Origin of the sequence: Mycobacterium sp., assembly GCF_032162105.1 — a bacterium.
Classification (GTDB): Bacteria; Actinomycetota; Actinomycetes; order Mycobacteriales; family Mycobacteriaceae; genus Mycobacterium.
Map to the genome: position 1 here is coordinate 15,285 of NZ_JAVRPS010000691.1, position 11,571 is coordinate 26,855.

Below are 11,571 nucleotides of genomic sequence, written 5' to 3' on the forward strand. Positions count from 1 at the left end.
ACTAACTCCGCGGAATCATCCTCAGATGGCTCCGCGGTCCCCGCACGACGGCCGCAACCGCCGTCTCCAGTGTGGTGGCGACGGGCAGGCCGCCGCCCGGATCGCAGATTCGCAACAGCCTGTCCACCTCGCGACCGGGGATGACCACCCAGTTCACGCCGCTTCCCGAGCAGATGACGTTGATCTTGTGGAGCGTAGAAAAGCCCTGTGTTCCGAAAAAGTGCAGGTTACGTAGGTCGAGAATCAACCGGGTCGAGGCTTCGAGGCTGCGCTCCACGTACTCGGCGAGGTCATGGGCATTGCAGGCGTCGACCTCGCCCTCGGCCGCGACCATCACCGTCGACGCGCTGATGAGGCAGCTGGTGAACTGGGCCGGTTCCCGCGGGGCGCTGGGTGCCGACCTCTGGGCGTGGGTGTCAGCGATTGACACGGTGAACTCCATAAGTCGAACTGAGGCGCCTGTGACGACGTCTCCGGCAGCTGTGGACTCAACCTCAGAAAACTCTAGTACGAATCCGGTGGCCCGACAATGACGTTTAGATCGGCATAGTACTTGCTGGTCAGCGCGTAAATTTCGGGCGAGTGAACAGCGTCTGGCATCCCGGGAGTGCGCGGGGGTGCAATGATCGTGGCGTGGACGTCGACCGTCCCGAGGACGACGAGCAGTGGGATCGGTCCGTTCGTGCGGAGACCGAAACCGAACGGCTGGATCGCAACTGGTCGAACCTCCTGCAGGAACTGCGCGTGGTGCAGACGGGCGTCCAATTGCTGACCGGGTTTCTGCTCACGCTGCCCTTTCAGCAGCGTTTCGACGTCCTGGGCCAGGACATGCGAATGGTGTACCTGGCGACCGTGGCGTGCTCGGTGGCGTCGACCGTGCTCCTGATCGCTCCGGTCGGGATGCACCGCGTGCTGTTCCGGCAGCGCCGACTCGCTTCTCTCGTATCGGCCGCGCACCGGATGGCATATGCGGGTCTGCTGTTGTTGGGCCTGGTGATGGTGGGTACGACGACGGTCATTTTCGACGCGGTGGCCGGACGCACGGCCGCGGTGGTCGCCGGTGCGATGGCGCTGGCCGCGTTCGGAGCCTTCTGGGTGGTCGTCCCGGCATGGATGCGCGTTTCTCGGCGTTGAAGCAGGGGTATGTGAAGCGCATCGGAAGACAGTGGTCACCGCCATCGACGGCAAGGCAGCGGTGATCGCGGAAAGCGAGAGCCAGCCATGGGCTCCAAGCATCGGAGGCAGGATCGGGACGGCCGCGAGTTCAATGAGGGCCAGTTCAAGCGCGTCTTCGCCGCGGTGACGGCGGCGGTAGTGTTTGCCGCGGTCGTGTCGGCGGCGGTGGTGTTCTTCGTCGGCTCGTCCATTCCCTATGGCCAAGGCACGCCCGACGCCGACCCCGCGCCGGCGCCGCAGCCGGTCAGCCAGCAGGGCACCCTCGTGGCCGTGTCGCCGGACTCCCTTACCGCGCGCAGCTCGGACGGGTTCGCGCGGACCTACCAGATCAACGCCGACACCACGGCGATCACCGACCACGGAAGCCGAATCGGCAGCGCGGGTTCGGCTTTCGACGTGAATGACGAGGTCTCGATCTTGGCGGTGATCCGCGACGGCAAGGCGATTGCGACGACGGTTGCCGGCCGGGCCGTCTCCGATCTGAGTGGTCCTCCCATGGACAGCGTCGCGCCGCTTCCCTGAGGCCGTGAGGCCGGGCACACCCGCATCGAGGTCACCGCGCTGAGCTGGGCGCGTGCCGCCCCAGTCGGAGATTCGGCAGCCGGCAATGAATTTGAATCCGCCGGAACGGAATAGATGTGACCGGGAAATGCGCTCTAGGGGAGGGGATGTTTAGCAAACGTAAGGAGTTCGGACCGTGAGCGCAAGAAACATGAAGCCGTTCGCCGTCATCGGCGCAGGAGTTGCCATCACTGGGGCGGCCCTGGCCGGGGCAATTCTGCAAGGGTCGTCGGGAGCGGGCCCCATCGCCGGATCCTCGATGAGCACCGGTGTCACCGTCACCGCGACCACCCCGGCCAGCGAAGTGCCGGTGCCCGTGGCGGAGCCCTCCATCAAGGGCCCCGCGCCGTTGCCGAAGGAGGAGCAGGGCCTTCCCGGGTAGTCGTTGCCGATTGCCTGCCCCGGGGCTACGCCGTAGCCTCGGGGCGTGGCGGGATCCACTGCGGTCAGCGCCGATGAACTGGCTGGCCTGGAGTTCTTTGCGGGCTGCTCCGTCGAATCACTGGGTCCGCTGGCGGCCCACCTGCGTACGCTCGTCGCGGCGCCGGGACAGGTGCTGCTGCGCCAGGGCGAGCACGCCGTCACCTTTCTGTTGATCGGCTCCGGTCACGCGAAGGTCGAACACGTCGGGGACGGCGGCGACGTCAGCGTCGTCGAGGTGGGGCCGGGGTTGATCGTCGGCGAGATCGCGTTGTTGCGTGACGCGCCACGCAATGCCACGGTGACGGCCACCGACGCGCTGTCGGGTTGGGTCGGCGGGCGGGAAGCCTTCGCGGCGATGCTCGAGGCGCCGTGCATGCTGGACAAATTGCTGCGCACGGCGCGGCAGCGGCTGGTCGCCTACCTCACGCCGATTCCGGTGCGCCTGCGTGACCACACGGAGTTGTATCTGCGTCCCGTGCTGCCCGGTGACAACGAGCGCACGGTGCACGGCCCGGTGCTGTTCTCCGCCGAGACGTTCTACCGGCGGTTTCAGACGACCCGCACGCCGACCGCCTCGCTGATGACCTACCTGTTCGAAGTCGACTACGTCGACCACTTCGTCTGGGTGATGACCGATGGCGTCGACGGACCGGTGGTGGCCGACGCGCGTTTCGTCCGCGATGTGGCGGACCCGACCGTCGCCGAGGTGGCGTTCATCGTCGGCGACGACTACCAAGGCCGGGGCGTCGGGACGTTCCTGATGGACGCGTTGGCCGTCGCGGCGCGCGGCGACCGGATAAAGCGGTTCACCGCGCGGGTGCTGTCGGAGAATTACTCCATGCGCACGATCCTCGACCGCTACGGAGCCGAGTGGCACCGCGACGAGCAGGGCGTCGTGACTACCGTCATCGACGTGCCACCGCTCCGCGCGCTGTCGATCCCTCCGAAGCTGTATCGCGAGATCAGCTCGCTCGCGCGCCAGGTCGTGAGGGCGGTCGGGTGATGCGCCCGCCATTGAGTAAGGACACCCGGCTGTGCATCTCGCTGGCGGCCAGGCCGTCGAACATCGGCACCCGGTTCCACAACCACCTCTACGACGTGCTCGGCCTTGACTTCATCTACAAGGCGTTCACCACCACCGACATCGCGGCGGCCGTCGGTGGCGTGCGCGCGCTGGGCATCCGCGGCTGCTCGGTGTCGATGCCGTTCAAGGAGGACGTCATCGCGCTCGTCGACGAGGTCGAGCAGTCGGCGCGGGCCATCCACTCGGTGAACACCATCGTCAACGACGACGGCTACCTCACCGCATCGAACACCGACTATCTCGCGGTGCAACGGCTCATCGACGAACACGGCCTCGACCCCGCAGGGACGGTGCTGATTCGCGGCAGCGGCGGGATGGCCAGCGCGGTCGGCGCCGCGTTCCGCGACCACGGCTTCGGGTCAGGGACCGTCGTCGCGCGCAACGAGGACGCCGGGCGTGCGCTGGCCGAGCGACTCGGTTACGACTATGCACCCGACGTCGGCTCCCGGTCTGCTTCGGTGATCGTCAACGTGACGCCCCTCGGGATGGCGGGGGCGCCGGAGGCAACCGAGCAGACCTTCGACGACCGGGCGATCGCCAACGCGCACACGGTTTTCGACGTCGTGGCGCTGCCGTCGGAGACGCCGTTGATCATCGCGGCGCGTGCGGCGGGCGTCGACGTCATCACCGGCGCCGAGGTCATCGCGTTGCAGGCCGCCGAGCAATTCGAGCGCTACACCGGCGTACGGCCGACGGCCGAGCAGATCGCCGAGGCCTCCGCGATCTCGCGGGCCTGACGTATCCAGGGGCGAGCGAAGCGACGGGGGAAGGTCAGGCCGCGTTGACCACCACGATGGGCCGCCGCACCCGCTCGAGCATGTGGCCGGTGAATCCCGCGTACATTAGCCGGGCCTGAACGAACCAGCTCAGCGATGAGTGCACTGCCGTGGCCGTCGGCGGTGCGTCCGCAGGGAGCGGGATCTCGAACGGAAGGACCACCGGCACGCCTGCGCGCAGCGGAATTCGCTTGCCCAGTGTGACGATTCGGCCGTCCCATTGGGTTCCGGGACCCGGTGTTCGGGTCAGCGGATGCGACTCCCGGTCGCGCTGCAACGAGACCGCGAGGTCGCCGTCGGGCAGGTCGATCGTGGGTGTCAGGGTCGCCTGGCCGGTGATGATCTCGCCGGCGCGGTACACCGGCGATGCCAGGGCGATGTCGATCACGGTCTCGGCCGCACCGGCTACCACCTCGATGGGATCCACGTAGGCCTCGACGTCGGCGGTGCCGATGGCCACGGTGAACTCGCCGCGGGCGTCGACGTCGCGGCCGGGGCGGTCGACGGTGAGCCGGCACTCCCAGCGGGCGATCAGGGGTGATGACGCCGGTGCCCAGGACGGAATGCGGAACGTCGAGGACGCGCCGGTGAACTGCCCGGTGGCAATGGGGACGTCCTCGCCGACGACGCTCACCCAGTCGTCGGTGTCGCGGTCACCGCCGTAGTTGGTGCCGACCTGATCCATCGTCCAGATCGTGTCGTTGCCTGCGGCGGCCGCCGAATCCACCCGACCGGCCCAGTGGTACTGGTAGAAGTTCGTGTAACCCCACTCCAGGCGCGCGGACCGGACCTTGTCGATGGCCTTGTCCGTGGTGACGGTGGCCGTGACGGTCTGTCGTGGCGTGACGTTCGCCGGTGACACAACGACTTTCGCGCCGCCAGGACGGTTGAAGAGGCCCACTACTACTTCTTCGCGAACTTTTCCCTGGTCGCCGCGTACTCCTCCGGGTGGTTCTTCTTCTGGTAGGCCCGCACCGGCCAGAAGAGGACCCAGAGGAGGGGGTAAACCGTGACGTAGAACAGCAGGGTGAGCAGGCCGCCCACCAGCACGGCGAATACCCACGCGGGATAGATGAGGATCAGGCAGAACTGAAGGAACTGTTTGACGACGACCGGGTAGCCCTCGGCCTGCGACCACACCAGGCGGGGGCTCATCGCGTGGAGGAACTGCTTGAACTTCGACGTCTCGGCTTCGGCTTCCGCTTGCGCCTCGCTGACGTCGCGGCCGCGCTCTTCGCGGGTGAGCCCACGCTCCGGGGGCGGCGGCTCGCCGGGGATGGGCGGCTGGACTGCGGTCATGGCGTGATCGTGGTCTTCTCGTCGATCTGGGAGGTCGCGTCCATCAACGGCCCCATCTGGTCTTCGAGGCCGTCGGCGTTCAGCTGCAGCACGAAGACGTCGCCCTTGCTGGGGATGACGACCGTCTTCTGGGCGATCATCCGCTTGGCGCCGTCCTTCACGTAGCTGCCACCGATCTGATAGGCGTCGAACCCGCCAAGGGTGCTGGTGTTGCCGTCGCCGCCTTCGAAGCCGGGTAGGTTCTTCAGCTCGCCGGGCGCGTACTCGAGGATCTTGGCCGGATCGACGTCGCCGGTCAGCTTGGACATCAGCGCGACGATGGATGGCGGATCGGCGGCCATGGTCGGATCGGTGGAGACGATGGCGCCCCAGGCGTAGTCGGGCGTCTTCGCCCCGGCATCCGCCCAGCCTGCGGGGATCGGCAGGTCGAGGGTCGGGGTTCCCGGTTCGCCACGCTTGACCGGGGTCTCGGTGATCCCGCTCTCCTTGATGTAGTCGGCGATCGTCTCGTTCTTGCCTGCCTGCGCTGGCGTGGACGGCGCGGCGCTGCTGCTCTTCGAGCTGTTGCTCTTCGAGCTGCTGCTCGACGAGGACGAACTCGGCGCGGACTTGGTGTCCGACCCGCAACCCGCAAGGGCGAGGCCCAGTGCGACAACGGCGATGGCGGTACCACCGGCTTTCATGGGCGAGGGCATGGAGTCTCCTGTCGTCGGAAGCAGCATGAGCCTACGGTCAGCAAACCAAATACGCACGCGATTGCCGGGTCGCCGTCAGAAACCGATCTCCCGTGGGGCGAAACGCTCGGTCACGTTGCCGGTCAGCGTGTCGTCGTACGGGTCGACGGCCTTGGTCTGTGCCCGTTCGTCGAGGTCGAGGCCCTCGAGCTGCACCCAGATGGTGCTTGGGCTGGTGGTGAGCTCGAAGAAGTACGTGCGGTTGGTCAGGTCGCATACCGAGCGGTACTCGGTGTTGTACACGCCGAAGTCGGCGTAGGGCGCGCCGAACGGCACCGAGACGTTGCGCATGATGGCCATGACACCGGCCACGGCCTGGCGCTCGCTGACCGGCTTGGGGAGCAGCGCCGAGTAGTAAGCGGCACGTTGGAACCGGTCGATGGGGTTGACGTTGCCGGGTAGGGGCATGGCGCTGCTGGGATGCGAGAAGTCTTGCGCAGCAAGCAACGTGAGTTGCTCGTCGTAGGTCGGATCGTTGGTCATCAGGGTGAATTCCCGTCCGTGATGCACGACGAGCTCGCCGTTGGCCAACTCCATCACCGCCGAGTCGCCGTCGACGTCCTCGATGGCGACGTGCAGCGTCGCGTCGAACCCATGGGCGCTGACCATCACCAACTGGACCGCGTCCATCAGGGCGAGTGCCTCGGTGACGGTGGCCGCCTGGTCGAGCAGGTACTGCGCCCACAGTGCCGTTTGCAGCCCGGGGAGATTCGGGTTGCGCGGCCCCACGTCGGTCGACTTCAGGTACAGAGCGTGCACGGCCAGTCCGCGCTCGTTGAGGCCGTCGACGGTGCCGATGCCGTAGACCGTGGTCGCGAGACTGCCATAGGTGCTGGTCCAGCGAAGCGGGTTGTCCGGCACCACGACCTCGGTCAACAGGAGGCCACCGTCCCGCTGACGGCCCCGCGGGAACGCCACGATTAGCGGCTGCGTCGACTCCGGCCAGTCCATGCTCCGACCGGTAAGGACAGCGATGTCATTGGTATTCCATAAGACTCGGGTGCACATTGGTGTGTCCTCTCGCGATGTCGGCGCCCGTCAGCGTAGCTGTGGTATCAAGACGGCGTGCGCGCCTTCGCGTCATGCCTCGCGGTAGCGCTTTGTGCGGCCTGCGGCCCGTCCGATGCGCCCGGCCCCCCGGCCGGTCCGCCCGAGTCGTCGTCACGGTCGGCGGCGATCGATCTCGTCGACGTGGCCCGGGTCCGTGGCGAGCTGCCCGCCGGCTACGAGGTCGCCGATCTCGTCGGGCGCACCGCGCCGCTGGCGTTCTGGGGGTTCGGTCCGCAATGGGTCGCCGACCCGTCGCAGTGCGGTGTGCTGTCCGATCCTCCCGTCGACGGCGCCACCGTCCGCGGCTGGTCGGGATCGGGACCTGGCGGCATCGTGTACGTCGTCGCGGCGGCCGCGTCTGGCGCCAGCCCGGACCCCGCGCTGATCGGCGAGTGCGGCACGTCGACGTTGTCTGCCGGACACACCAGCGGCACCGTGACGACGGTCGCGGCGCCTGCCATCGAGGCCGCGACGACGCTGGGCGTGGGCGTCGAGGCCGCCACCGTGGTCGAGGGCGGCACCGAAACCCATTCCCACGCAGACACGTTCACCGCCTACTTCGAGGGATACGCCGCGTACGTGACGGTGGTGACCGACCCCGGCTCGTCGGGCCCCGTCCTGGATGCCGACTTCGCCGCGGCGCTTCTGGTCAAGACGGTGTCGGCGCTGCGGGGCTGAGCGCATCCGTTGCAGGTAGATTGGCGGCGATGCTCAGGACGCTGTTCGCCGTGGCATGCGCCGCTCTGCTGGCCGCCTGCTCCAGCGGTGAACCGACCACAACCGACGTCCCCGACGACATCTCCAGAGTCCTCGACGTCAAGTCGACCTTCGGGCCGGATTTCAAGGTCACCACCGTCGCGCCGACAGGCATCGACCCGCGCATCCTTGCGCCGCAGACCCTTCCGCCCGGAGTGAAGTTCGAGCCGCCCGACTGCACGAAGTTCGCGGCGGGCCTGGCCCTTCCAGCCGGTCTGAAGGGAAACATGGCGGCCACCACGGCGGAGGGGGAGGGCAACCGGTTCATCGCGATCGCGGTCGAGACCTCCGAACCGGTGCCGTTGACCGACCCCGGACAGGCATGCCAAAAGGTGGGTTTCGCAGGCCCGGGTTCACGCGGTCTCGTCGAGGTCGCTGAATCGCCCACGATCGACGGCGCGCGCACGCTCGGCACCCACCGCGTCGTGCAGACCGTAGTCGACGGTAAGCCGGCCAGTGGCGAGCTCTACAACTACGTGGCCGGCTTCGGCAGCATTCTGGTGATCGTCACGGCCAACCCGTTGGTCCTGCCCAATCAGCCCGTCGCCCCGGTCAACACGCAGCGGGCCCGAGACCTTTTGACCGCCGCGGTGGCCGCGGTGCGCGGCTGAGCTCACCGCACGTCGCGCGGACGGTACTGAATGCTGATCCGCGGGCCCGTCGGCCTGGCCGTCTTCGGCACCGAATGCTCCCAGGTGCGCTGGCAGGAGCCGCCCATCACCAACAGGTCACCGTGGCCCTGGGGCAGCCGCAGCGACCGTCCACCGCCGCGCGGCCGCATCGCGAAAACCCTTCGCGCGCCGAGGGTCACGATCGCGACCATGGTGTCCTCGGTGCTGCTGCGACCGATGGTGTCACCGTGCCAGGCGACGCTGTCGTCGCCGTCGCGGTACAGGCAGAGACCGGCGGAGGTGAACGGCTCGCCGAGCTCACCGGCGTAGATGTCGTTCAGGCGCACGCGCAGCTTCGCGATGACGGGGTGCGGCGCCGGATCGGAGTTGAGATCGTGGAAGCTGACGAGTCTGGGCACGGCGAGCACGCGGTCGTACATCTGCCTGCGCTCGGCGCGCCACGGGATCGACGCCTCGAGTTCGTCGAACAGCGTGTCGTGGCCGGTTAGCCAGCCGGAGCGCAGGTCGATCCACGCGCCGTCACCCAGGGAGCGTCGTTCGGCGTGGTCGAAAAGCGACCCTTGAACCGTCAAGGACACCACCGCATGTTATCGCACAGGCGTTCGAATTCACAGATTGGCGGCGCCGGGGCCACGCTCGGCCATGACGTCGCCGGGGTTCGCGAGCAGGCACGTCTTCAAGCTCAGGCAGCCGCAGCCGATGCACCCGGCCAGGTTGTCGCGCAATCGCTGCAGGTGCAGGATCCGCTCGTCGATGTCCTCGCGCCAGCCGGACGACAGCCGCGCCCAGTCCTTGCTCGTCGGAATCCGGTTCGTCGGCAGCGTGGCCAACGCCTCGCGGATCCGCGCCAACGGGATGCCGAGGCGCTGCGACATCCGGATGAACGCCACCCGCCGCAGCGTTTCGCGAGGGTAGCGGCGTTGATTGCCCGACGTACGCCTGCTGTGGATGAGGCCTTCGCGTTCATAGAAGTGCAGCGCGGACACCGCCACTCCGCTGCGGTGCGCCATCTCCCCTGGGGTCAACTCGAGCAACTCCATGACCTCAACCATAGTTGAGGTGACGAATGGCGTTACGGTGCTAGATGTGACGGATACGGTGCTGGGCTCCAATTCCGAGGTAGGCACGCTGCGGGTGGTCATCCTGCATCGTCCAGGTGCCGAACTGCAGCGCCTGACGCCGCGCAACAACGACACGCTGCTGTTCGACGGGTTGCCGTGGGTCGCCAGGGCGCAGGACGAGCATGACGCCTTCGCCGACGTGCTTCGCTCCCGCGGGGTCGAGGTGCTGCTGCTCGCCGACCTCCTCACCGAGGCGTTGAACAGCGGGGCGGCCCGGATGCACGGGATCTCGGCGGCCGTGGATGCGCGGCGCCTCGGTTTGCCTCTGTCCCAGGAACTTTCGGTCTACCTGCGAACGCTGGAGGCCGCGCCGCTGGCCCGCGTGTTGATGGCCGGTATGACGTTCAACGAATTGCCGTTCGGCGAAAGCGAACTGTCGCTGGTGCGTCGGATGCACCATGGCGGGGACTTCGTCATCGACCCGCTGCCGAACCTGCTGTTCACCCGTGACTCGTCGTTCTGGATCGGGCCAAGGGTGGCGATCACGTCGCTCGCATTGCCCGCGCGCATGCGCGAGACGTCGTTGACCGACCTGATCTACGCCCACCACCCGCGATTCCTTGGGGTGCGACGGGCCTACGAGTCGCGTTCTGCGCCGGTCGAGGGCGGCGACGTGCTGTTGCTTGCGCCGGGAGTGGTGGCCGTCGGCGTGGGGGAGCGGACCACGCCAGCGGGTGCGGAGGCGTTGGCGCGCAGCCTGTTCGACGACGAACTCGCCCACACGGTGCTGGCCGTGCCGATCGCCCAGGAACGCGCACAGATGCACCTCGACACGGTCTGCACGATGGTCGACACCGACGCCGTCGTCATGTATCCCAACATCGTCGACTCCTTGTCGGCGTTCACCATTCGCCGTTCCGCGAGCGGTGTGACGATCGACCGCGCCGCCCCGTTCGTTGATGCCGCCGCGGATGCGATGGGGATCGGGAAGCTGCGGGTCATCGACACCGGGCTGGACCCCGTCACCGCCGAGCGTGAGCAATGGGACGACGGCAACAACACACTCGCCCTGGCACCCGGGGTGGTGGTGGCCTACGAACGCAACGCGGAGACCAATGCGCGCCTCGAGGATTCGGGCGTCGAGGTATTGCGGATCTCGGCGTCGGAGCTGGGTACCGGTCGCGGTGGGCCACGCTGCATGTCGTGTCCCGCTGCCCGCGACCCGCTCTAACCGCGCGCATCTGCCCGTTCGCCCGCCGCTCCGCTGCCCATTCGCGTCGAGATTGCGTCCAGGGCTGCGATCCGCCGATTCTCACCACCCTGGACGCAATGTCAACGGGTAACCGCGGCGGTCGAAGGCTTCCGCGGCGCGGTGGACGATGAATCGCTTCGAATGTTCGGCGACGACGTGGAGGTCGAGCCAGCCCTCGCGTCGCACCAATTCATTGCGGCCGATGTCGTGGACGTAGCGCTGGCGGTCGAATTGATGCTGATCGCCGTCGTAATCCATCCCGATCATCGGGTCGTCCCAGCCCATGTCGAAGAACGCAGTGTTGAAGCCATCGCTCACCCGGATCTGGGTTCGCGGCCGCGGAAACCCGGCGTCGGTGAGTACCAGTCGCAACCACGTTTCCTTCGGCGATTGCGCGCCGCCGTCCATCAGATCGAGCGCGACCTCCGCGCGGCGCAGCCCACGCGCGCGGGGGTACCGGCCGGCCAGCGACAGGGCGTCCTTTGCCGTTACCCCCGTTGCGCGCGCCAACGCATCGAGATGCTGGATGGCTATATCGCGTGGCAGGTGTCGAGCAAGGTCCAGCGCAGTGCGCGCCGGGCAGGTTGCCGGCATGCCGTCGACGACGGTGATCTCGTCGGGGTCGATCCGCTCGTTGCGCACGACGATGCCACCCGGCGGACGGCCGCGACGCCCGAACAGCTCGATCGGCGTGACGCCGACAACCCACAACGCTCCATGCAGTGCAGCGGCGGCGCGCCCGGCGACGACGTCGACGCGACCCGACC

The 11,571-nt window shown here is 67.7% G+C and carries 16 protein-coding genes; 8 read left to right on the forward strand and 8 right to left on the reverse strand.

The window, feature by feature from the left end; translation table 11 throughout:
• Position 1: 1 nt before the first annotated feature.
• Entirely contained in the window at positions 2 to 430 is a 429-nt protein-coding gene (locus QOC69_RS34945) for an STAS domain-containing protein (protein WP_526447235.1), read from the reverse strand.
• A gap of 203 nt (positions 431 to 633) precedes the next feature.
• On the opposite strand from QOC69_RS34945, the gene QOC69_RS34950 reads away from it, so the two are divergent.
• The 5 genes from QOC69_RS34950 (at position 634) to QOC69_RS34970 (ending at position 3,981) form a co-directional block, all read left to right on the forward strand.
• Complete coding sequence (locus QOC69_RS34950; RefSeq protein WP_526447236.1) at positions 634 to 1,134, forward strand: DUF6328 family protein; 501 nt, start codon at positions 634 to 636, stop codon at positions 1,132 to 1,134.
• A gap of 87 nt (positions 1,135 to 1,221) precedes the next feature.
• Positions 1,222 to 1,698 carry a hypothetical protein gene (locus tag QOC69_RS34955; RefSeq protein ID WP_526447238.1) on the forward strand — a complete coding sequence of 159 codons (477 nt, stop codon included), beginning with the start codon at positions 1,222 to 1,224 and terminating at the stop codon, positions 1,696 to 1,698.
• A gap of 175 nt (positions 1,699 to 1,873) precedes the next feature.
• Complete coding sequence (locus tag QOC69_RS34960) at positions 1,874 to 2,119, forward strand: hypothetical protein (protein ID WP_526447240.1); 246 nt, start codon at positions 1,874 to 1,876, stop codon at positions 2,117 to 2,119.
• Between the two features lie 45 nt (positions 2,120 to 2,164).
• Positions 2,165 to 3,163 (forward strand): acetyltransferase Pat, encoded by a 999-nt coding sequence (gene pat, locus QOC69_RS34965; protein WP_526447242.1) that lies wholly within the window; start codon positions 2,165 to 2,167, stop codon positions 3,161 to 3,163.
• Entirely contained in the window at positions 3,163 to 3,981 is an 819-nt protein-coding gene (locus QOC69_RS34970) for a shikimate 5-dehydrogenase (protein ID WP_526447267.1), read from the forward strand. Before pat ends, QOC69_RS34970 begins: the two co-directional genes overlap by 1 nt.
• A 34-nt stretch (positions 3,982 to 4,015) precedes the next feature.
• On the opposite strand, the gene QOC69_RS34975 is transcribed toward QOC69_RS34970, so the two are convergent.
• The 4 genes from QOC69_RS34975 to bsh form a co-directional block, all read right to left on the reverse strand.
• Entirely contained in the window at positions 4,016 to 4,921 is a 906-nt protein-coding gene (locus QOC69_RS34975) for a hypothetical protein (protein ID WP_526447244.1), read from the reverse strand.
• A gap of 2 nt (positions 4,922 to 4,923) precedes the next feature.
• Entirely contained in the window at positions 4,924 to 5,319 is a 396-nt protein-coding gene (locus QOC69_RS34980) for a hypothetical protein (protein ID WP_526447246.1), read from the reverse strand.
• Positions 5,316 to 6,014, reverse strand: a complete 699-nt coding sequence (lpqN, locus tag QOC69_RS34985) for an envelope biogenesis lipoprotein LpqN (protein WP_526447248.1) — start codon at positions 6,012 to 6,014, stop codon at positions 5,316 to 5,318. Before lpqN ends, QOC69_RS34980 begins: the two co-directional genes overlap by 4 nt.
• Positions 6,015 to 6,089: 75 nt before the next feature.
• On the reverse strand, positions 6,090 to 7,061 hold the full coding sequence (bsh, locus tag QOC69_RS34990; protein WP_526447250.1) for a bile salt hydrolase: 972 nt from the start codon (positions 7,059 to 7,061) through the stop codon (positions 6,090 to 6,092).
• A gap of 57 nt (positions 7,062 to 7,118) precedes the next feature.
• Between bsh and QOC69_RS34995 the strand changes: the two genes are divergently transcribed.
• Together QOC69_RS34995 and QOC69_RS35000 are read left to right on the forward strand one after the other, a co-directional pair.
• On the forward strand, positions 7,119 to 7,781 hold the full coding sequence (locus QOC69_RS34995; protein WP_526447251.1) for a DUF5642 family protein: 663 nt from the start codon (positions 7,119 to 7,121) through the stop codon (positions 7,779 to 7,781).
• Positions 7,782 to 7,810: 29 nt separating this feature from the next.
• Positions 7,811 to 8,470, forward strand: a complete 660-nt coding sequence (locus QOC69_RS35000) for a DUF5642 family protein (RefSeq protein WP_526447253.1) — start codon at positions 7,811 to 7,813, stop codon at positions 8,468 to 8,470.
• Positions 8,471 to 8,472: 2 nt separating this feature from the next.
• Here QOC69_RS35000 and QOC69_RS35005 read toward each other — a convergent pair whose 3' ends face one another.
• Together QOC69_RS35005 and soxR are read right to left on the reverse strand one after the other, a co-directional pair.
• Positions 8,473 to 9,069, reverse strand: coding sequence for an alpha-ketoglutarate-dependent dioxygenase AlkB (locus QOC69_RS35005; RefSeq protein WP_526447255.1), 597 nt, complete (start codon positions 9,067 to 9,069; stop codon positions 8,473 to 8,475).
• Between the two features lie 30 nt (positions 9,070 to 9,099).
• A complete protein-coding gene (gene soxR, locus QOC69_RS35010) occupies positions 9,100 to 9,531 on the reverse strand; it encodes a redox-sensitive transcriptional activator SoxR (RefSeq protein WP_526447257.1) in 432 nt (143 codons plus the stop codon).
• A gap of 46 nt (positions 9,532 to 9,577) precedes the next feature.
• Here soxR and arcA point away from each other — a divergent pair, with 46 nt between their 5' ends.
• The gene (gene arcA, locus QOC69_RS35015) at positions 9,578 to 10,783 is read left to right on the forward strand and encodes an arginine deiminase (protein WP_526447259.1); all 1,206 of its coding nucleotides are present in this window, start codon (positions 9,578 to 9,580) and stop codon (positions 10,781 to 10,783) included.
• Between the two features lie 81 nt (positions 10,784 to 10,864).
• Here arcA and QOC69_RS35020 read toward each other — a convergent pair.
• On the reverse strand, positions 10,865 to 11,571 hold a 707-nt coding region (locus tag QOC69_RS35020), incomplete at its 5' end, for a type IV toxin-antitoxin system AbiEi family antitoxin (RefSeq protein ID WP_526447261.1).